The sequence below is a fragment of the Limimaricola cinnabarinus genome (assembly GCF_002723615.1).
Taxonomy (GTDB): Bacteria; Pseudomonadota; Alphaproteobacteria; order Rhodobacterales; family Rhodobacteraceae; genus Limimaricola; species Limimaricola cinnabarinus_B.
In genome coordinates, this window is the sequence record NZ_KZ304952.1 from 116,763 (window position 1) to 136,585 (window position 19,823).

At 68.1% G+C, this 19,823-nt stretch carries 15 protein-coding genes; 6 read left to right on the forward strand and 9 right to left on the reverse strand.

The window, feature by feature from the left end; genetic code table 11:
* Window positions 1-80: 80 nt before the first annotated feature.
* The 6 genes from CJ301_RS03770 to betI form a co-directional block, all read right to left on the reverse strand.
* On the reverse strand, window positions 81-464 hold the full coding sequence (locus tag CJ301_RS03770; RefSeq protein ID WP_099274449.1) for a hypothetical protein: 384 nt from the start codon (window positions 462-464) through the stop codon (window positions 81-83).
* Between the two features lie 135 nt (window positions 465-599).
* Entirely contained in the window at window positions 600-1,277 is a 678-nt protein-coding gene (locus CJ301_RS03775; RefSeq protein ID WP_099274450.1) for a thermonuclease family protein, read from the reverse strand.
* An 81-nt stretch (window positions 1,278-1,358) separates the two neighbouring features.
* The gene (gene betA, locus CJ301_RS03780) at window positions 1,359-3,014 is read right to left on the reverse strand and encodes a choline dehydrogenase (protein WP_099274452.1); all 1,656 of its coding nucleotides are present in this window, start codon (window positions 3,012-3,014) and stop codon (window positions 1,359-1,361) included.
* A 77-nt stretch (window positions 3,015-3,091) separates the two neighbouring features.
* Window positions 3,092-4,561, reverse strand: a complete 1,470-nt coding sequence (gene betB / locus CJ301_RS03785; RefSeq protein ID WP_099274454.1) for a betaine-aldehyde dehydrogenase — start codon at window positions 4,559-4,561, stop codon at window positions 3,092-3,094.
* A gap of 34 nt (window positions 4,562-4,595) precedes the next feature.
* Window positions 4,596-6,107, reverse strand: coding sequence for a choline-sulfatase (gene betC / locus CJ301_RS03790; protein WP_099274456.1), 1,512 nt, complete (start codon window positions 6,105-6,107; stop codon window positions 4,596-4,598).
* Window positions 6,104-6,679 carry a choline-binding transcriptional repressor BetI gene (gene betI, locus CJ301_RS03795; RefSeq protein WP_099274458.1) on the reverse strand — a complete coding sequence of 192 codons (576 nt, stop codon included), beginning with the start codon at window positions 6,677-6,679 and terminating at the stop codon, window positions 6,104-6,106. Before betI ends, betC begins: the two co-directional genes overlap by 4 nt.
* 109 nt (window positions 6,680-6,788) lie before the next feature.
* Between betI and choX the strand changes: the two genes are divergently transcribed.
* From choX to choV, 3 genes are all read left to right on the forward strand, one after another.
* A complete protein-coding gene (gene choX, locus CJ301_RS03800) occupies window positions 6,789-7,727 on the forward strand; it encodes a choline ABC transporter substrate-binding protein (protein WP_099274460.1) in 939 nt (312 codons plus the stop codon).
* 179 nt (window positions 7,728-7,906) lie between these two features.
* A complete protein-coding gene (gene choW, locus CJ301_RS03805) occupies window positions 7,907-8,737 on the forward strand; it encodes a choline ABC transporter permease subunit (protein WP_099274462.1) in 831 nt (276 codons plus the stop codon).
* A gap of 4 nt (window positions 8,738-8,741) precedes the next feature.
* Window positions 8,742-9,788 (forward strand): choline ABC transporter ATP-binding protein, encoded by a 1,047-nt coding sequence (choV, locus tag CJ301_RS03810; protein ID WP_099274464.1) that lies wholly within the window; start codon window positions 8,742-8,744, stop codon window positions 9,786-9,788.
* Here choV and CJ301_RS03815 read toward each other — a convergent pair.
* The 3 genes from CJ301_RS03815 to CJ301_RS03825 form a co-directional block, all read right to left on the reverse strand.
* Window positions 9,739-10,701, reverse strand: a complete 963-nt coding sequence (locus CJ301_RS03815) for a DMT family transporter (RefSeq protein ID WP_099274466.1) — start codon at window positions 10,699-10,701, stop codon at window positions 9,739-9,741. The two genes, choV and CJ301_RS03815, sit on opposite strands and share 50 nt — an antisense overlap.
* Before the next feature lie 64 nt (window positions 10,702-10,765).
* Entirely contained in the window at window positions 10,766-11,383 is a 618-nt protein-coding gene (locus CJ301_RS03820; protein ID WP_099274468.1) for a LysE/ArgO family amino acid transporter, read from the reverse strand.
* Between the two features lie 37 nt (window positions 11,384-11,420).
* Window positions 11,421-13,820, reverse strand: a complete 2,400-nt coding sequence (locus CJ301_RS03825) for an ATP-dependent helicase (protein WP_099274470.1) — start codon at window positions 13,818-13,820, stop codon at window positions 11,421-11,423.
* 192 nt (window positions 13,821-14,012) lie between these two features.
* On the opposite strand from CJ301_RS03825, the gene CJ301_RS03830 reads away from it, so the two are divergent.
* From CJ301_RS03830 to CJ301_RS03840, 3 genes are all read left to right on the forward strand, one after another.
* The gene (locus CJ301_RS03830) at window positions 14,013-15,809 is read left to right on the forward strand and encodes a sensor domain-containing diguanylate cyclase (RefSeq protein WP_099274472.1); all 1,797 of its coding nucleotides are present in this window, start codon (window positions 14,013-14,015) and stop codon (window positions 15,807-15,809) included.
* A gap of 113 nt (window positions 15,810-15,922) precedes the next feature.
* A complete protein-coding gene (locus tag CJ301_RS03835) occupies window positions 15,923-19,366 on the forward strand; it encodes a pyruvate carboxylase (protein ID WP_099274474.1) in 3,444 nt (1,147 codons plus the stop codon).
* Window positions 19,363-19,746 carry a VOC family protein gene (locus tag CJ301_RS03840; RefSeq protein ID WP_099274476.1) on the forward strand — a complete coding sequence of 128 codons (384 nt, stop codon included), beginning with the start codon at window positions 19,363-19,365 and terminating at the stop codon, window positions 19,744-19,746. The genes CJ301_RS03835 and CJ301_RS03840 overlap by 4 nt, the downstream gene beginning before the upstream one ends.
* Window positions 19,747-19,823: the final 77 nt, after the last annotated feature.

The window sequence follows — 19,823 nt, forward strand, 5'->3', positions numbered from 1 at the left end:
AACAGGCCGCCATGTCCCCACCGCCCCGGCATCATTGCCACGGCATGGGCGGCAACCCGCCTCCGCGCGGGGCGTAAGGTTCACCAGTCCTCGTCCTCCTCGTCACCCTCCTGCGCGGCCCCGCCGAAGACATCCGGGAAGCTGTGCCGCGCCACCTCGACGTCGATGCGCAAAAGCGCGTCGTAATCCTGCGGGTCGAACGGCTCCTCGGCCGGCACCACCTCGCGCCCGAACAGCCAGCTCAGCCGGGCGGCGTCGAGATTGCCGCGCACGAAAGGCTCCTCGCCGAACTGCGCCCAGAGCGCGGCCATGAAGCCCTCATCGGCGCGGCGATCGGGCGGGCGACGGTCGCGGAAACGCTCGCGGCGGATGATCTTGGTCGGGCCGCCCTTGGCGGCGCGGCGAATGGTGAACTGGAAATCGGTGCCGGGCAGCCGGCTGGGAAATCCGCGATGCTTTTCCATGTCAGTCCTGTCCTCGGGCTGCGCCGCGAGATCCGCGGCAGCCCGTGTGATAGACGGCGCGGGCGCGACGCGCCATACCATCCGGCCCGAAGACGGTCGGCGATGCGGCCCATGCGCCGGGGCAAAACAGGAAGGTCAGCTTCCGGCGTGACGCCAGCCGGCGCGGCGCGCCTCCGCCTCGTTGCAAAACCAGCGCTCGCCCGAGGCGGTGTCGATCTTGGTGCGCCCGTAATAGGGATCGCCGGGCATGTGGTAGATCCGCCCGCCGCCGGAAACATTGCCCTTGATCGCGCAGCCGCCCGCCTCGACCCGCTCCTTCGGCGCGGCCGCGCTGCGTCCTTCGCGCTTGGCGCGCCGCCAGTCCCACGGCGCCTCGACCTCGCCGCGCCAGATGCCGCGCCCCGCCGCGCGGGCCTCGGCTTCGCTGTCGAGGTAATCCTCGGAGTAATCCACATAGGCCAGCGCCAGGCCTTCGGAGACCAGCGTCTCGCCGATATCGGCGCCCGCGACGGCGCAGCGCGCGACGATGCGCTCGTAGCGGTCGATATCGACCGTCTCGCAGACCGCATCCCGACCCGAAAAGCGCAGCGTGGTCTCCTGCGTCACCCAGTCGCCGCAGGCCCAGACCGCGCCGGTGCCCGTGCCGCAGCTTTGCGCCGTCTCGGGCGCATCGACGCCGTGCAGGCGCACCCGCGCCCCGCCGACATCGAGCGTGTCGCCGTCGATCACCGCCACCGGGCCCGCGGGGCCGGTGGGCGGGGCGGGCTCGGGGCTGCACAGGCCGAGAAAGGCGAGAAACGCGAAACAGGACATGACGGGGATGTCGGCGCTATTTCGCGGTTCGGCAAGTGTTGTCTTAACTTAAAGTTAAGGAATTCCTGCTTCCGGCGAGCGTCAGCGCTGCGCCACACGCCATGCGGGGTGAATCCACGGCTTTTCGTCGAGCGGGTCGAGACTGCGGCCGAGGATGTGATCCGAGGCCTTCTCGCCCACCATGATCGACGGCGCGTTGAGATTGCCATTGGTGATGCGCGGAAAGATCGAGCTGTCGGCCACGCGCAGCCCCTCGACCCCGATCACCCGGCATTCGGGATCGACCACCGCGCCCGCATCGTCGCGCGCGCCCATCCGGCAGGTGCCGCAGGGGTGGTAGGCGCTCTCGACATGCTCCTTGATCGCCTCGTCGAGCTCATCGTCGGTCTGGAATGCGTCGCCCGGCAGGATCTCGTGGCCGCGATAGGGGGCAAAGGCGGGCTGGCCGAAGATCTCGCGCGTCAGCCGGATGCAGGCCCGGAAATCGGCCCAGTCCTGCTCGGTCGACATGTAGTTGAACAGGATCTTCGGCGCTTCGGCCGGATCGGCGGAAGCCAGCGTCACATGCCCGCGCGAGCCCGAGCGCATCGGGCCGACATGCGCCTGGAAGCCATGCCCCTCGGCCGCGGCCTGCCCGTCATAGCGCACCGCCATGGGCAGGAAGTGATACTGGATGTCGGGGTATTCCACGCCCGCGCGCGAGCGGATGAAGCCCGCGCTCTCGAACTGGTTCGAAGCGCCGAGCCCGGTGCGCGACAGCATCCACTGCGTGCCGACCATGCCCTTGCCCCAGAGGTTCCAATGGCTGAAGAGCGACACCGGCTGCGTCGCGGCCATCTGGATGTACATCTCGAGGTGGTCCTGCAGGTTCTGGCCTACGCCCGCACGGTCGGCCACGACCTCGATTCCGTGCTCGGCCAGATGCGCGGCGGGGCCTACGCCTGACAGCATCAGAAGCTTGGGCGAGTTGATCGAGGAGGCCGCGACGATCACCTCGGCGCGCGCGCGGATCACCTCGGTCTTCGATCCGCGCACGACCTCGACGCCGGTCGCCCGGCCCTCCTCGATCACCACGCGCTGCGCCAGCGCCCGCACCAGCGTGCAGTTCTCGCGCTTGAGCGCGGGGCGCAGATAGGCATTGGCCGCGGACCAGCGCGTGCCTTGCCAGATCGTCGCCTCCATCGGGCCAAAGCCCTCCTGCTGCTCGCCGTTGTAGTCGTCGGTGAGCTGGTAGCCCGCCTGCCCGCCCGCCTCGACGAAGGCGCGGGTCAGCGGGTTGTCGCGCGGGCCGCGGGTGACATGCAGCGGCCCGTCATGGCCCCTGCGGGCCGGATCGCCGCCATGGCCGCCATCATGCCAGTTCTCCATCCGCTTGAAGTAGGGCAGCACGCCCGCATAGTCCCAGCCCGTCGCCCCCATATCGGACCATGTGTCGAAATCGCGCGCATGGCCGCGCACATAGACCATGCCGTTGATCGAGGACGAGCCGCCGATCACCTTGCCGCGCGGGGTGGCAAGGCGCCGCCCGCCCAGATGCGGCTCGGGCTCGGAGCGGTAGCCCCAATCGTAGCGCGCCATGTTCATCGGGTAGCTGAGCGCGCCCGGCATCTGGATGAACGGCCCCGCATCGGTACCGCCATGCTCGATGACGATGACGCTCTTGCCCGCCTCGGAGAGGCGATAGGCCATGGTACAGCCGGCGCTGCCGGCCCCGACGATCACGTAGTCCGCTTCCATCACACGCATCCCGATTCGTGGGGGGGCACGGCCACCCTCGGCCGCGCCCGGTCGTTACAGATCGCCCCGCGGGGGGCTCAGTAGGGCGCCTCGACCTCGCCCATGGCGACATAGACGGTCTTGAGCTGGCTCCAGTGCTCGATCGCCACCTGCCCGTTCTCGCGGCCCACGCCCGACATCTTCATGCCGCCGAAGGGCGCCTCGACGGGGGTCAGGTTGTAGGTGTTGATCCAGCAGGACCCCGCCTGCAGCTTGCCCACGAAGCGATGCGCGCGCGCCAGATCGCGGGTGAAGACGCCCGCCGACAGCCCGTAGATCGTGGCATTGGCGCGTTCGAGCGCCTCCTCCTCGGTCGCAAAGCCGAAGACCGACATCACGGGGCCGAAGATCTCCTCGCGCGCGATGGTCATCTCGTCGGTGACATCGGCAAAGACGGTGGGTTCGACCCAGTAGCCGTTCTCATCCGACATGCCCGTCGGACGACCGCCGCCCGCGACCAGCCGCGCGCCCTCCTCGCGGCCCCGGGCGATGAAGCCCTCGACGATCTCACGCTGGCGCGCGCTGACCATCGGGCCGAAATTCGTGGCCTCGTCGAGCGGATCGCCCATCTTCACGCCGCCCAGCCGCTCGGAGAGCCGCGCGAGGAACGCCTCGCGGATGCCGTCCTGCACGAAGACGCGGGTACCGTTCGAGCAGACCTGCCCGGTCGAGTAGAAATTGGCGTTGATCGCCGCCGAGACCGCATCCTCGACATTGGCGTCGTCGAAGATCACCAAGGGCGACTTGCCGCCAAGCTCCATCGTCACCGATTTCATGCCCGAGGCGGCGGCGGCATAGACGCGGCGGCCCGTCGGCACCGAGCCGGTGAGCGAGACCTTGGCGACGCGCTCGTCCTCGACCAGCCCGGCGCCGACCTCGCCATAGCCCTGCACCACGTTGAACACGCCATCGGGCAGACCGGCTTCCTTGAGGATCTCGGCCACCTTGAGCGCGCAGAGCGGCGTCGTCTCGGAGGGCTTGAACACCATGGTGTTGCCGCAGGCCAGCGCCGGGGCGGCCTTCCAGCAAGCGATCTGGGTGGGGTAGTTCCACGCGCCGATGCCGACCGTCACGCCCAGCGCCTCGCGGCGGGTGTAGATGAAATCATCGCCCAACTGGATGTGCTCGCCCGAAAGCGTCGCGGCGAGGCCACCGAAATATTCGAGCGCGTCGGCGCCCGATGTGGCGTCGGCCACCAGCGTCTCCTGCAGGGGTTTGCCGGTGTCCTTGGTTTCCAGCTCGGAGAGCGCGCGGTTGCGCTCGCGCATGATGTCGGCGGCGCGGCGCAGGATGCGGCCCCGCTCCGTGCCGGTCATTGCCGCCCATGCGGGCTGGGCGCGCTTTGCCGCCGCGAGTGCCCGGTCGATCAGGGCGGGCGTGGCGGCGTGCAGATCGGCGATGGTCTCGCCGGTGGCCGGGTAGATCACCGGGAGCGCGGCGCCGCTGTCATCCTCGACATAGGCGCCGTCGATGAAGTGGCTGGCCTCGGGCTGGGTCGGATAGGTCATGGCTGCGTACTTTCGGAAAGATGATGGGGGAGGCTCACTCTCCGCGCGGGAAGCGCTGGCTCTCCTCGAGAATGTTCAGGTCCATGTGGTTGCGCATGTAGCGTTCGGAGGCGGCGCGCAGCGGCTGGTAGTCCCACGGGTAGTAGCCGCCCTGCCTCAGCGCCTCGTAGACGACTAAGCGGCGGGCCTGGCTCGCACGGACCTGCGCATCGACCAGATCGAAGTTCCAGCGTTCGGCGGCCATGGCGCGAAACCGCTCCAGCGTCTCGGCATGGGCCGGGTCGGCGGCGAGGTTCGCCCGCTCGCCCGGATCGGCCTCGAGGTCGAAGAGCTGTTCGGGATCGACCGGGCAGGCGGTGTATTTGAATCGCCCCTCGCGCAGACAGATCATCGGCGCGATCGAGCCTTCGGCGGCGTATTCCACCGCCACCGGCGTCTCGCGCCGCGCACCCTGCCCCAAGGGCACGAGGCTTTCGCCGTCGGTCCAGGGCGTGACCTCGGACATGTCGACACCGGCAAGGTCGCACAGCGTCGGCGTCACGTCGATCGCCGAAACCGGATCGGTGACGAGGCCGGGCTCCATTCCATCGGCCGAGATCATCAGCGGCACCCGCGCGGAGCCCTCGTGGAAGCTCATCTTGAACCACAGCCCGCGCTCGCCCAGCATGTCGCCATGGTCCGAGACGAAGACCACGATCGCCTCCTGCCGGGTGTCGCGCAGCACCTGCAGGATCTCGCCCAGCTTGTCGTCGACATAGCTGATATTGGCGAAGTAGCCCTGCCGGGCGCGGCGGATCATCTCGGGCGTGATGTCGAACTTCTCATGATCGGCGGCGTCGAGCAGGCGCTTGGAATGCGGGTCCTGATCCTCATAGGGGATCGGGTCGCTCTCGGGGTCGAGATGCGCGCAATCCTCGTAGAGATCCCAGTATTTGCGCCGCGCGACGTAAGGGTCGTGCGGGTGGGTGAAGCTCACGGTGAGGCACCAGGGCCGCGCGTCATGGCCGCGGGCGAGGTCGTAGAGCTTGGTCTTGGCCTGGTGCGCCACGTCGTCGTCATATTCGAGCTGGTTGGTGATCTCGGCCACCCCGGCGCCGGTGACGGAGCCGAGATTGTGATACCACCAGTCGATCCGCTCGTCGGGCTTGCGCCAGTCCGGGGTCCAGCCGAAATCGGCGGGGTAGATGTCGGTGGTCAGCCGCTCCTCGAAGCCATGCATCTGGTCGGGGCCGACGAAATGCATCTTGCCCGAGAGGCAGGTCTGCCAGCCGGCGCGGCGCAGATGATGCGCGAAGGTCGGGATGTCGGAGGGAAACTCGGCGGCGTTGTCGTAGACGCCGGTGCGGAAGGGCAGCTGCCCCGACATGAACGAGGCCCGCCCGGGCGCGCAGAGCGGGCTGCCGGTATAGGCATTGGCAAAGCGGGTCGAGCGCGCCGCCAGCGCCTTGAGGTTGGGCGCGTGCAGCCAGTCGGCCGGGCCGTCGGGAAACAGCGTGCCGTTCAGCTGGTCGGCCATGACGATGAGAATGTTGCGGTTCGGTGTCATTTCAGCTCCAGTTCAAGCGCGGCGAGCAATTGCCGCGTGGCGGCGGGGCCGTCGGCCGGCCCGCCCGCGAGTCCCTGCTTGAGGTACATCCCGTCGATCAGCGCCGCGAGACGCTCCGCGGCATCCCTGGCCCCCGCCCCCAGAAGCGGCCGCAGATCATGCGCGAGGTTCGAGCGCAGCCTTTGGTGATAGATCCGCAAGAGCCGCGCCGCGGGCGCGGAGGTGCGGGCGAGAACGTAGAAATTCAGCCAGGCCGCCACCACCTCGGGCCGGAAGTTGGAGGGGCCGAAATTGGCGCGCAGGATCGCCGCGACGCGGGCGCGCGGATCGCCCTTGGCCGCGATGAGCGCCTCGCGCACCTCGGTGGAATACTCGGACAGCAGATGCCGCATCGCGGCGAGGAAGATCCTGTCCTTGTTGCCGAAATAGTGATGCGCCAGCGCCGAGGACATGCCCGCGCGCTTCGCGATCCGCGCCACCGTGACGTCGAGCGAGCCATGGGCGCCGATCTCCTCGATCGTCGCTTTGACCAGCGCGGCGCGCCGTATAGGTTCCATCCCGAGCTTGGGCATCAAGGGTCTCCAGATCCGCCCCGGCTCGTCGACCGGGTTGCAACCGCGACCCTAATAGGCTTTTTATTGACGCGTCAATCAAGAACCAGAACCCACAGGAAGGACGACCATGATGTTCCGCACCACGATCAGCGCGCTGGCGCTGACCACCGTCGCCACCGGCGCCCTCGCCCAGGATGCCGCCGAATGCCGCGACATCGTGATGTCCGATGTCGGCTGGACCGACATCACCGCGACAACCGCCACCACCGCCCTCGTGCTCGAGGGGCTGGGCTACGAGCCCGAGATCAAGGTGCTCTCGGTGCCGGTGACCTTCACCTCGATGTCGGATGGCGACATCGACGTCTTCCTTGGCAACTGGATGCCCACCCAGTCGTCCGAGATCGCGCCCTATACCGAGGATGGCAGCATCGAGACGGTGCACAAGAACCTCACCGGCGCGAAATACACGCTGGCCACCAACGCCGCCGGCGCGGCGCTGGGCATCGCGAACTATGCCGACATCGCCGAGCATGCCGATGCGCTCGACAGCACCATCTACGGCATCGAGCCGGGCAATGACGGCAACCAGCTGATCCTCGAGATGATCGAATCCGACGCCTTCGGCCTGTCGGATTTCGAGGTCAAGGAAAGCTCCGAGCAGGGCATGCTGGCGCAGGTCGACCGGGCGTCGAAGCGCGACGAGCCGGTGATCTTCCTCGGCTGGGAGCCGCATCCGATGAACGCCAATTACGAGATGACCTATCTCGAAGGCGGCGATGACTGGTTCGGCCCCAATCTCGGCGGCGCCGAGGTCTATACCGTGACCCGCAAGGGCCTCGTGGAGGACTGCCCGAACCTCGGCGCGTTCCTGCAGAATCTCGAATTCACGCTCGAGATGGAAAACGAGATCATGGGGTCGATCCTCAATGACAACATGGACCCGCGCGACGCCGCGCAGCAGTGGCTCGCGGCCAACCCCGAAGCCGTCGAGCCCTGGCTCGAAGGCGTGACCACGCTCGACGGCGGCGAGGCGCTGCCCGCGGTCAAGAGCGCCATCGAGGGCTGATCGCTCCTTGGGGCGCGCGCCGCGTCGCGCCCCCCTTCCCCGGCCCGCGCGGGCCGGGGTCCGGATTTCCGGTCGCCCCGCCCCGGGCCGCGGCCCCCGCCCATCCGATCCGCGGCAAGACGTGCCGCATCCCCCCAGACGGAGACCCCGATGAGCAGACCCGACCGAGGCGCCGCCCCATGGAGATGAGCATTCCCAAGATCCCCGTGGGCGCATGGGCCGCCAATGGCTTCGACTGGCTGGAGACCAATCTCGCCATCGTCTTCGACACGCTGTCATGGCTGCTCGAAGGCATGATCGACGGCATCCTGTGGCTCCTGCAGACCCCGCCCGAGCTTCTGGTGATCGCCGTCTTCGTCGGCCTCACCTATGCATTGCAACGCCGCTGGCAGCCGGCGCTCCTCGTGGCGCTGGGCTTTCTCTTCGTGCTGAACCAGGGCTACTGGGAGGAGACGAGCGAAAGCCTGACGCTGGTGCTTTCGGCCTGCGTCGTCTGCATGGGCGTCGGCGTGCCGATCGGCATCGCCGTGGCGCACCGCCCCAAGCTCTATGCCTGGGTCGCGCCCGTGCTCGACCTGATGCAGACGCTGCCGACCTTCGTCTATCTCATCCCCGCGATCGTCTTCTTCGGCATCGGCATGGTGCCGGGCCTGATCGCCACGGTGATCTTCGTGCTGCCCGCGCCGATCCGGCTGACCCAGCTCGGCATCTCCAACACGCCCACCGCCCTCGTCGAGGCCGCGCAGGCCTTCGGCGCCACGCCGCGGCAGCTTTTGTGGAAGGTCGAGCTGCCATCGGCCTTTCCGCAGATCATGACCGGGCTCAACCAGACCATCATGCTGTCGCTGTCGATGGTGGTGATCGCGGCCCTCGTCGGCGCCGACGGGCTCGGCGTGCCGGTGGTCCGCGCGCTCAATTCGGTCAACACCGCGCTCGGCTTCGAGAGCGGCTTCGTCATCGTCGTGGTCGCGATCATGCTCGACCGCGCGCTGCGCGTGAAGCGAGGGTAACGGCATGAACGACACGACCAAGCGCAACGCCGTCGAATTCGACGCCGTCAACATCGTCTTCGGCGACAAGCCGGAGACCGCCCTGCCGCTGATGGACGAAGGGCTGGAGCGGCCCGAGATCTCCGACAGGACCGATCAGGTGCTCGGCGTGCATGACTGCACGCTCGATGTCCCCGAGGGCGAGATCCTCGTGCTGATGGGGCTTTCGGGTTCGGGCAAGTCGACGCTGCTGCGCGCCGTCAACGGGCTCAACCCGGTGGTGCGCGGCGATGTGCGGGTGCGCATGAACGGCGAGATGACCTCGGTCACCCAGGCCGACAAGAAGACCCTGCGCGAGATCCGGCTGCACCATGTCGCCATGGTGTTCCAGCAATTCGGCCTGCTGCCCTGGCGCACGGTGCGCGACAATGTCGGGCTCGGGCTGGAGCTGGGCGGCATGAGCCGGGCCGAGCGCCGCGACCGGGTCGAGACCGAGCTGGAGATGGTGGGCCTCGCCGACCGCGCCGACGCGCTGGTGGGCGAGCTCTCGGGCGGCATGCAGCAGCGCGTGGGCCTCGCCCGCGCCTTTGCCACCGACGCGCCGATCCTCTTGATGGACGAGCCCTTCTCGGCGCTCGACCCGCTGATCCGCGCCCGGTTGCAGGACGAGCTTCTCGACCTGCAGGCGCGCAAGCAGCGCACCATCATCTTCGTCAGCCACGATCTTGACGAGGCGTTCAAGCTCGGCAACCGCATCGCCATCATGGAGGGCGGGCGGATCGTCCAGTCGGGCACCCCGCGCGAGATCTTCACCGATCCGGCGAATGGCTACGTGCGCGATTTCGTCGCCCACATGAACCCGCTCGGCGTGCTCTGCGCCCGCGACGTGATGGACCCGGACGCGACGCTCGCCGCCGAGGGACAGGTCGAGGCGACGACGCCGATCCTCGAGGTGATGGCGCGGATCCACGCCACCCCCGCCCCGCTCGACGTGCTCGAAGGGGGCCGGGTCATCGGACAGGTCAGCCCCGGCTCGATTCTCGAGCGTCTGGGCGAGCTTCCGACCGACTGACCGGCATGGCATCGGGCGCGACGGCGGTAGCCGCCCGTCGCGCCCGCGCCTCGCGCCAGGTGATGAACATCACCGCGCCCATGATGATCGCGCCGCCGAGCACGGTGAAGGGGTCTACCGGCTCGCCGAACAGCACCGCGCCGATCGCCACCGCCCAGACCAGCTGCAAAAAGGTCACCGGTTGGGTGACCGTGAGCGGGGCCGCGGCAAAGGCGCGCGTCATCGCGTAATGCGCCGCCGTCCCCAGCCCCGCAGCCCCGAAGAGATAGGCCAGCGCCTCCGCTCCGGGCGCCTGCCAGACCGGCAGCGCGAAGGGCAGAAGGCCCAAGGGCACCATCAGCGACAGCATCGCCACGATCACCTCCGCCGGCAGCTCTTCGGAGAGCCGCTTGACCACCAGATAGCCCGAGGCGATCAGCATCGCCGTCCCCATCATCGCGACATGGCCGGAATCGATCTCGCGCAGGCCGGGGCGCAGCACCACCAGCGCGCCGATGAAGGCCGCCACCACCGCCGCCACCCGGCGCGGCGGCAGCCGCTCGCCCATCAGGAGCGCCGCTCCCACCGTCACCCAGATCGGGTTGAGGTAGTTGATCGCCGTCACCTCGCCCAGGGGAATGCGCGCGATGGCATAGAACCACAGCCCCACGCCGCAGGCATGCAGCACCGCGCGCAGGCCCAGAAGCCGCCACAGCCGCGGCGTGATCCGCACCCGGCGCAAGGCGGGCAGCATCGGCAGCAGAAAGGGCAGGCCCAGCGCAAAGCGCAGCACCGCGGTCTGTGCGGCGGGCAGCGCCGCGCCCACCGCCTTGATCAGCACCGTCATGGAGACGAAGCACAGCCCCGCCGCCAGCATCCAGCCGACACCGATGAGAGGCGAGCCCTGAGGGCGCGAAACATATGCTGACGTCATGCAATTCTCCCGGCGGCTACAGGACGGCAAAGCGCGCGGGGATGCAAGCGCATCGAAAGCGCCTTCAGCCGCCCCAGACCAGACCGGCGGCGATGCTCCACATCACCAGCGCGATGAGGGCATCGAGCACGCGCCACGCGGCGGGACGGGCAAAGACCGGGCGCAACAGCCGCGCGCCATAGCCCAGCGCGAAGAAGAACAGGAAGGACGCCGCGACCGCGCCGCTGCCGAAGGCCCAGACCCGCCCCTCGAAGCGCGAGGCGACCGAGCCCAGCAGCACCAGCGTGTCGAGATAGACATGCGGGTTGAGCCATGTCAGCGCGAGGCAGGTCAGCACCGCCCGGCGCAGCCCCGCCGCGCCGTCATCGGCCGCCTTGAGCGCCTCGCCGCCGCGCCATGCGGCCAAGGCGGCCTTGGCGCCATAGACGATCAGGAAGGCCGCCCCGCCCCAGCGCAGAAGCGGCGCGATCCACGGCGCGGCCTCGGCCAGAGCGGCAAAGCCCGAGACACCGGCGGTGATCAGAAGCGCGTCCGACAGCGCGCAGGTCAGCACCACCGCGAAGACATGATCGCCCCTGAGCCCCTGCCGCAGCACGAAGGCGTTCTGCGCGCCGATGGCAAGGATCAGCGACAGGCCGAGCGCGAGACCGGCGGCGAAGGCGGAAAGTGAGGCGGCATCCATGCGCGAGGATTAGCGGCCGCCCCCCGCCCCCGCAATCTCAGAACGGCACGTCGTCGGCCGCGTCCGAGGCCACCACGAAGCGCGCCACCACCTTCTTCTGCCCAGCCTTGTCGAAGGCGATGTCGAGCTTGTCGCCCTCGACGGCCATGACCTCGCCATAGCCGAACTTCTGGTGGAACACCCGGTCCCCGGCGGTAAAGGAGGAGACCGCCGTCATGTCGATGGTGATGTTCTTGGCCTCGGCGGGCTGGCGCATCTGCCGCTGCTGGCCGCGCGCCTGCAGCCGCCGCCAGCCGGGGCTATTGTAGACATCGGCCTTGGCCGCGTTGTCGTGCAGCCGCGAGCCCTGCGCCTCCTGCACCGCGGGCGAGGCCTGCGACGACATGCCCGCCGCCCCGTAACCGCCGCCATAGAGGCCCGGCGGGGTCAGCACCTCGACATGCGCCTCGGGCAGCTCGTCGATGAAGCGCGAGGGCAGCTGGCTCTGCCACTGCCCATAGACCCGGCGGTTGGCGGCGAAGGAGATCGTGCAGACGGCTTCGGCGCGGGTGATGCCGACATAGGCGAGCCTGCGCTCCTCCTCCAAGCCGCGCAGCCCGCTTTCGTCCATCGAGCGTTGGCTCGGAAAAAGCCCGTCCTCCCAGCCCGGCAGGAACACCATCGGAAATTCGAGGCCCTTGGCGGCGTGCAGCGTCATGATCGACACCTTCTCGCCCTCCTCGGCCTGCTCGTTGTCCATGATCAGCGCGACGTGTTCGAGAAAGCCCTGCAGGCTGTCGAAGCTCTCCAGCGCCTTGACCAGCTCCTTGAGGTTCTCGAGCCGCCCCGGCGCCTCGGGCGTCTTGTCGTTCTGCCACATGCCGGTGTAGCCGCTCTCGTCGAGGATCATCTCGGCCAGCTCGACATGGGTGTCGCTCTCGTTCACCACCTGCCCGTGCCAGCGGTCGAGCGCCTCGACGAGGATCGTCAGCTCCCGAAGCCCCTTGCCGCCCAGAAGCTTCGACTGCACCACGATGCGCGCGCCCTCGACGAGGCTGACGCCATTGGAGCGGGCCGCGCGCTGGATCGTCTGCACCGCCTTGTTGCCAAGGCCCCGCTTGGGCGTGTTGACGATCCGCTCGAAGGCGAGGTCGTCGTCGAGCGACACGGCGAGGCGGAAATAGGCCATCGCGTCGCGGATCTCCAAACGCTCGTAGAAGCGCGGGCCGCCGATCACGCGGTAGGGCAGACCGATGGTCAGAAACCGGTCCTCGAAAGCGCGCATCTGGTGCGAGGCCCGCACGAGGATCGCCATGGAATCGAGCCCCACGGGCGCCATGCCGCGCGTGCCGCGCTGCGCCGCCTCGATCTCCTCGCCGACCCAGCGCGCCTCCTCGTCGCCGTCCCAATGGCCGATCAGGCGGAGCTTCTCGCCCTCCTCTTCCTCGGTCCAGAGCGTCTTGCCCAAGCGCCCCTTGTTGGCGGTGATGAGGCCGGAGGCCGCGCCGAGGATATGCGGGGTGGAGCGGTAGTTCTGCTCCAGCCGGATCACCTCCGCGCCCTCGAAATCCTTCTCGAAGCGCAGGATGTTGCCCACCTCGGCGCCGCGCCAGCCATAGATCGACTGGTCGTCATCGCCGACGCAGCAGATGTTCTTGTGCCCGCCCGCCAGGAGCCGCAGCCACAGATACTGCGCGGCGTTGGTGTCCTGATACTCGTCCACGAGGATGTAGCGGAACCAGCGGCGATACTGGTCGAGCACGTCGTCACGGGTCTGGAAGATCGTAACCATGTGCAAGAGCAGGTCGCCGAAATCGACGGCGTTCAGCTCCCTCAGCCGCAGCTGGTAGGCGGCGTAGAGCTTGACACCCTTGCCGTCATAGGCCGAGGCGTCGGCGGTCGGCACGTTCTCGGGCGTCAGCGCCCGGTTCTTCCAGTCGTCGATGATGCCCGCGAGCATCCGCGCGGGCCAGCGCTTGTCGTCGATGTTCTCGGCGGCGACGAGCTGCTTCAGAAGCCGGATCTGGTCGTCGGTGTCGAGGATGGTGAAGTTCGACTTCAGCCCCACCAGCTCGGCATGACGGCGCAGCAGCTTGACGCAGATCGCGTGGAAGGTGCCGAGCCAGGGCAGCCCCTCGACCGTCTCGCCGAGCATCCTGCCGATGCGCTCCTTCATCTCGCGCGCGGCCTTGTTGGTGAAGGTCACGGCGAGGATCTCGTTGGGGCGCGCGCGCCCCGTGCGCATCAGATGCACGATCCGCGCGGTGAGCGCGCGGGTCTTGCCGGTCCCGGCGCCGGCCAGCATCAGCACCGGGCCGTCCATCGTCTCGACCGCGAGGCGCTGCGCCGGGTTCAGCCCGTCGAGATAGGGGGCGGCACCGCCCGGCTGCGCCATGGCGCGGCGCGACAGGGGCTGTGAGGCGGCCTCGAAGGCCTCGTCGTCGGAAAAACTGCTCATGGCGCCAATCTAGCGATCCTGCCCCGCGATGAAAAGCGGCGTTCCGCCTATGTTCGCAATGCGGCGCAGATCGGGCAACTGCGCCGGAAGATCGGTATTTTCCGCGGGCCGTCACCGGCGTTTTCGGCCAGGCGTTAACGGCCCCGAAGCGGCAAAGTGGCACTCTGGCGCGGCACATACAGGACGGACGCCATGACCGAGACCCGCAAGTTTAGACGCCCCAGACTCAACATGCTGCTCATGCTCTTCCTCGGGCTGGCCACCACCGTGGCTTGGCTGTCGGTGGTCTATCTGCCGACGCCGCTCGTGAACCGCATGATGCGCGAGGATATCAGCCGCGAAGCCGAAAGCTGGCGCATGCGGGTGCTGCACGCGCTCGAGAATGGCAGTCTCACCTTCGAGACGGGCCAGCTCAGCCCGCAGGACACCGCATGGCTCGATGAGGTCACCACGCTGTCCGACATCTATCGCTTCAAGCTGTTCACCGCCGATGGGGAAGTGTTCTGGTCCTCGCGCCCCTCCGATATCGGCACGGTGAACAACAAGCCCTATTTCCAGTCGGTCGTCGCCATGGGCGAGAAATACTACAAGGCCGAAATGAAGCCGATGGACGAAGTCGACGGTCATCTTCATGCCGCGGTCGATCACCACCTGCCGGGCGACATGCTCTGCGTGGCCGAGATCTACACCCCGGTGATGCGCGATGGCCGTTTCATCGGCGCGATCGAGTTCTATACCGACCTGACCGCCATGGGGCACACCTTCACCGCCCGGCTGCGCAACATCTTCCTCGGCCTGTCGAGCATCTCGCTGATCCTGCTGGTGATGACGAGCGTGGTGATCCGCCGTTCGGGCCGCGCGCAGCTGCGCGTGATCCGCCAGCGCGCGGTGAAGGAGCGCGAGCTGATGGAAGACCAGATGCGGCTGGCGCGCGACGTGCGGCTTCTGGGCGAGCTGAACGAATGGCTGCAATCCTCCCGCTCGCTGGGAGAGCTGTTCGAGATGGTCGGCCGCTTCATGAGCCACATCCTTCCCGACAGCGAAGGCAGCGTCTATGTCTACTCCAACTCGCGCGACGTGCTGATGGGCTCGGCCAGCTGGAATGGCGGGCATCATTGCGACCACATCCGGGCCGAGGATTGCTGGGGCCTGCGCCGGGGCCGGACCTATACCTTCGGCAGCGCCGAGGTCGATTTTCCCTGCGGCCATTCCGAAACCCAGGACGAGCGCCCCTCCTTCTGCTTTCCGGTGCTGGCGCATGGCGAGACGGTGGGCCTCCTGCACCTCAAGGCCAAGGCCGGCGTGACGCTGGAGGATTTCCGCGCCAGCCAGAAGCTGGCCCAGATGTGCGCCGAGCAGATCAGCCTCGCCATCGCCAACGTGCAGATGCGCGACCAGCTGCACGACCGCTCGATCCGCGACCCGCTGACCGGGCTCTACAACCGCCGCCACCTGACCGAGACGCTGCGCCGCCAGCTCGACCGCGCCAGCCGCGAGGACCGGCCGCTGTCGATCCTCTCGATCGACGTGGATCACTTCAAGCGGTTCAACGACACGCATGGGCATGATGCGGGCGACATGGTGCTGCGCGCGGTGGGATCGGTGCTCGAACAGCTCTGCGACGGCGACGAGACGGCCTGCCGCATGGGCGGCGAGGAGTTCATGCTGCTGCTGCCCGACCTGAGCCTGCAAGCGGCGGCGCTGCGCGCCGAGGCGCTGCGCAGCGCGGTCGAGCGGATCACCGTGCGCTATGGCGAGAAGAACCTGCCGCGCATCACCGTCTCGATCGGCCTTGCCGTCTACCCCGAGGACGGCACCATGCCGCAACAGCTGATGAAGGCCGCCGACGACGCGCTTTACGACGCCAAGGGCCGGGGCCGCAATCAGGTGGCTCTCGCGGGAGAGGAAGACCCCGCCGCCGCACCGAACGCCACGCTGCTCGCGGCGCATCGCGACGGGGCCTCCGCCCCGGAAGACGACGCGGCCTGACCTTCCGTTAGCGCTATCAGTAGCGGCAAGGGCGATCATGTCCACAGCATCTCGGGGCTATACTGCACCGCAGAAACTCCTAGACTGCGCCTGACCATACGGAAGGGGTGAACATGGCCGAATTCGAGAAGATCCTGATCGCCAACCGCGGCGAGATCGCGATCCGCGTGATGCGGGCTGCCAACGAGATGGGCAAGAAGACAGTCGCGGTCTATGCCGAGGAGGACAAGCTCGGCCTGCACCGCTTCAAGGCGGACGAGGCCTACCGGATCGGCGAGGGTCTCGGGCCGGTGCAGGCCTATCTCTCGATCGAGGAGATCATCCGGGTTGCCAGGATGTCGGGCGCCGACGCGATCCATCCGGGCTATGGCCTGCTGTCGGAAAACCCCGATTTCGTCGATGCCTGCACCGAGGCCGGGATCACCTTCATCGGCCCCAGGGCGCAGACCATGCGCGAGCTGGGCGACAAGGCCAGCGCGCGCCGCGTGGCGATCGAGGCGGGCGTGCCGGTGATCCCCGCGACCGAGGTGCTGGGCGACGACATGGAGACGATCCGCCGCGAGGCGGCCGAGGTCGGCTATCCGCTGATGCTGAAGGCGAGCTGGGGCGGCGGCGGGCGCGGCATGCGCCCCATCCTTGATGAGAGCGAGCTCGAGGAGAAGGTCCGCGAGGGCCGGCGCGAGGCCGAGGCCGCCTTCGGCAATGGCGAGGGCTACCTCGAAAAGATGATCACCCGCGCGCGCCATGTCGAGGTGCAGATCCTCGGCGACTCCCATGGCCAGATCTACCACCTGTGGGAGCGCGACTGCTCGGTCCAGCGCCGCAACCAGAAGGTCGTCGAACGCGCCCCCGCCCCCTATCTCTCCGAAACCCAGCGCGAGCGCATCTGCAACCTTGGCCGCCAGATCTGCCAGCACGTGAACTACGAATGCGCCGGCACGGTCGAGTTCCTGATGGACATGGATTCGGGCGAATTCTACTTCATCGAGGTGAACCCCCGCGTGCAGGTCGAGCACACGGTGACCGAGGAGGTCACCGGCATCGACATCGTGCGCGCGCAGATCCTGATCGCCGAGGGCAAGTCGATCGTCGAGGCCACGGGCTGCGCCAGCCAGTACGACGTGCAGCTCGACGGCCATGCGCTGCAATGCCGGGTGACGACCGAAGACCCGCATAACAGCTTCATCCCCGATTACGGCCGGATCCAGACCTACCGCTCGGCCACCGGCCCGGGCATCCGGCTCGATGGCGGCACCGCCTATTCCGGCGCGGTGATCACCCGCTTTTACGATTCGCTGCTGACCAAGGTCACCGCGCGCGCCCAGACGCCCGAGATGGCGATCGCGCGCATGGACCGGGCGCTGCGCGAGTTCCGCATTCGCGGCGTCTCCACGAATATCGACTTCGTGATCAACCTGCTGAAGCACCCGACCTTCCTGTCGAACCAGTACACCACCAAGTTCATCGACACGACGCCCGAGCTGTTCGATTTCGACACGCGCCGCGACCGGGCGACGCGGCTTTTGACCTATGTGGCCGACATCACCGTCAACGGCCATCCCGAGACCGAGGGCCGCGTGCGCCCCGCCCGCGACGCCAAGCCGCCCCGCGCCCCCGCCCCGCGCGGGACGGAAGTCACCCCCGGCACGCGCCAGATCCTCGACGAGCAGGGCCCACAGGCCGTCGCCGACTGGATGAAGGCGCAAAAGCAGCTTCTCATCACCGACACCACGATGCGCGACGGTCACCAGTCGCTCTTGGCCACGCGGATGCGCTCGATCGACATGGTGCGCGTGGCGCCGAGCTATGCCGCCAACCTGCCCGGCCTGTTCTCGGTCGAATGCTGGGGCGGCGCCACCTTCGACGTGGCCTACCGCTTCTTGCAGGAATGCCCCTGGCAGCGGCTGCGCGACATCCGCGCCGCCATGCCCAACGTCATGACGCAGATGCTGCTTCGGGCCTCGAACGGGGTGGGCTACACCAACTATCCCGACAATGTGGTGCAGGGCTTCGTCAAGCAGGCCGCGGCCTCGGGCGTGGACGTGTTCCGCGTCTTCGACAGCCTGAACTGGACCGAGAACATGCGCGTCGCGATGGATGCGGTGATCGAGGCGGAGAAGGTCTGCGAGGGCACGATCTGCTACACCGGCAACATGCTCGACCCGGCGCGCGACAAGTACGACCTGAAATACTACGTCGCCATGGCCAAGGATCTGGAGAAGGCCGGCGCCCATGTGCTGGGCGTCAAGGACATGGCGGGTCTGCTGAAGGCCCCGGCGGCGACGCAGCTCTTCACCGCGCTGAAGGAAGAGGTCGGCCTGCCAATCCACTTCCACACGCATGACACCTCTGGCGCCGCGATCTCGACCGTTCTGGCGGCCTCGGCCGCCGGGGTCGACGCGATCGACGCGGCGATGGACAGCTTCTCGGGCAACACCTCGCAGCCGACGCTGGGCTCGATCGTCGAGGCGCTGAGCCAGACCGAGCGCGACACCGGGCTCGACATCGAGGCGATCCGCGAGATCTCGAACTATTTCGAGCAGGTCCGCGCGCATTACGCCGCCTTCGAGAGCGGGCTGCAAGCCCCGGCCTCCGAGGTCTATCTGCACGAGATGCCCGGCGGGCAGTTCACCAACCTCAAGGCGCAGGCGCGCAGCCTCGGGCTCGAGGAGCGCTGGCACGAGGTCGCCAAGACCTATGCCGAGGTGAACATGATGTTCGGCGACATCGTGAAGGTCACGCCATCCTCGAAGGTGGTGGGCGACATGGCGCTGATGATGGTGAGCCAGGGGCTCAGCCGCGCGCAGGTGGAGGATCCGAACCACGACGTCTCCTTTCCCGACAGCGTGATCGACATGATGAAGGGCAATCTCGGCCAGCCGCCGGGCGGCTGGCCCGGCGCGCTGCAGGCCAAGATCCTCAAGGGCGAAAAGCCGCTCAAGGATCGTCCGGGCAAGCATCTCAAGCCCGTCGATTTCGAGGCGGCGCGCGCCGAGGCGATCAAGGCCACCGGCGAGACCACGATCGACGACGAGGATCTCAACGCCTATCTGATGTATCCCAAGGTCTTCACCGACTACGCCAAGCGGCACCAGCAATACGGCCCCGTCCGCACCCTGCCGACGCGGACCTTCTTTTACGGCATGGAGCAGGGCGAGGAGATCTCGGCCGAGATCGACCCGGGCAAGACGCTGGAGATCCGGCTGCAGGCGGTGGGCGAGACCACCGACGAGGGCGAGGTCCGGGTGTTCTTCGAACTCAACGGCCAGCCGCGCACGATCCGCGTGCCGAACCGCAAGGTCGCGGCCAAGTCCGCCAAGCGCCCCAAGGCCGAGCCGGGCAATGCGGGCCATGTCGGCGCGCCGATGCCGGGCGTGGTCTCGACCGTGGCGGCGCAGGTCGGCATGAAGGTCAAGCAGGGCGACATGCTGCTGACCATCGAGGCGATGAAGATGGAGACCGGGCTGCATGCCGAGCACGAGGGCACGATCAAGGCGGTGCATGTGACCCCGGGCGCGCAGATCGACGCCAAGGACCTGCTGGTCGAGATCGAATGACGCGACTCGGCGCGGTCAGCCTCGTCGTGCCGGACTACGACGAGGCGATTGCCTTCTTCACCGGGCCGATGGGCTTCGACCTCGCCGAGGACGTGGCGATGGAGGGCAAGCGCTGGGTTCGGGTGGTGCCGCCATCGGGCGGCACCGGCCTTGTCCTCGCCCGTGCGGACGGCCCGGCGCAATATGCGGCGATCGGGGCGCAGGGCGGCGGGCGGGTCTGGCTGTTTCTCGAAACCGACGATTTCGCCCGCGACGCCGCGCGCATGAAGGCAGGCGGCGTCGTCTTCGAGGAGGCGCCGCGTCACGAACCCTACGGCGTCGTGGCGGTGTTCCGGGACCCGTGGGGCAACCGCTGGGATCTCATCGAACCGGCGGGCTGATCGGGGGCCATGGGCCGCCTCGCGCGGGCTTCCCCCGCCTCCCCCGCTTCGCCACGAAATTTCGCACGAGGCGACCG

Coding starts and splice junctions, on each gene's coding strand:
- CJ301_RS03770 (WP_099274449.1), bottom strand. CDS start 464: ATGGAAAAGCATCGCGGATTTCCCAGCCGGCTGCCCGGCACCGATTTC.
- CJ301_RS03775 (WP_099274450.1), bottom strand. CDS start 1,277: ATGTCCTGTTTCGCGTTTCTCGCCTTTCTCGGCCTGTGCAGCCCCGAG.
- betA (WP_099274452.1), bottom strand. CDS start 3,014: ATGGAAGCGGACTACGTGATCGTCGGGGCCGGCAGCGCCGGCTGTACC.
- betB (WP_099274454.1), bottom strand. CDS start 4,561: ATGACCTATCCGACCCAGCCCGAGGCCAGCCACTTCATCGACGGCGCC.
- betC (WP_099274456.1), bottom strand. CDS start 6,107: ATGACACCGAACCGCAACATTCTCATCGTCATGGCCGACCAGCTGAAC.
- betI (WP_099274458.1), bottom strand. CDS start 6,679: ATGCCCAAGCTCGGGATGGAACCTATACGGCGCGCCGCGCTGGTCAAA.
- choX (WP_099274460.1), top strand. CDS start 6,789: ATGATGTTCCGCACCACGATCAGCGCGCTGGCGCTGACCACCGTCGCC.
- choW (WP_099274462.1), top strand. CDS start 7,907: ATGGAGATGAGCATTCCCAAGATCCCCGTGGGCGCATGGGCCGCCAAT.
- choV (WP_099274464.1), top strand. CDS start 8,742: ATGAACGACACGACCAAGCGCAACGCCGTCGAATTCGACGCCGTCAAC.
- CJ301_RS03815 (WP_099274466.1), bottom strand. CDS start 10,701: ATGACGTCAGCATATGTTTCGCGCCCTCAGGGCTCGCCTCTCATCGGT.
- CJ301_RS03820 (WP_099274468.1), bottom strand. CDS start 11,383: ATGGATGCCGCCTCACTTTCCGCCTTCGCCGCCGGTCTCGCGCTCGGC.
- CJ301_RS03825 (WP_099274470.1), bottom strand. CDS start 13,820: ATGAGCAGTTTTTCCGACGACGAGGCCTTCGAGGCCGCCTCACAGCCC.
- CJ301_RS03830 (WP_099274472.1), top strand. CDS start 14,013: ATGACCGAGACCCGCAAGTTTAGACGCCCCAGACTCAACATGCTGCTC.
- CJ301_RS03835 (WP_099274474.1), top strand. CDS start 15,923: ATGGCCGAATTCGAGAAGATCCTGATCGCCAACCGCGGCGAGATCGCG.
- CJ301_RS03840 (WP_099274476.1), top strand. CDS start 19,363: ATGACGCGACTCGGCGCGGTCAGCCTCGTCGTGCCGGACTACGACGAG.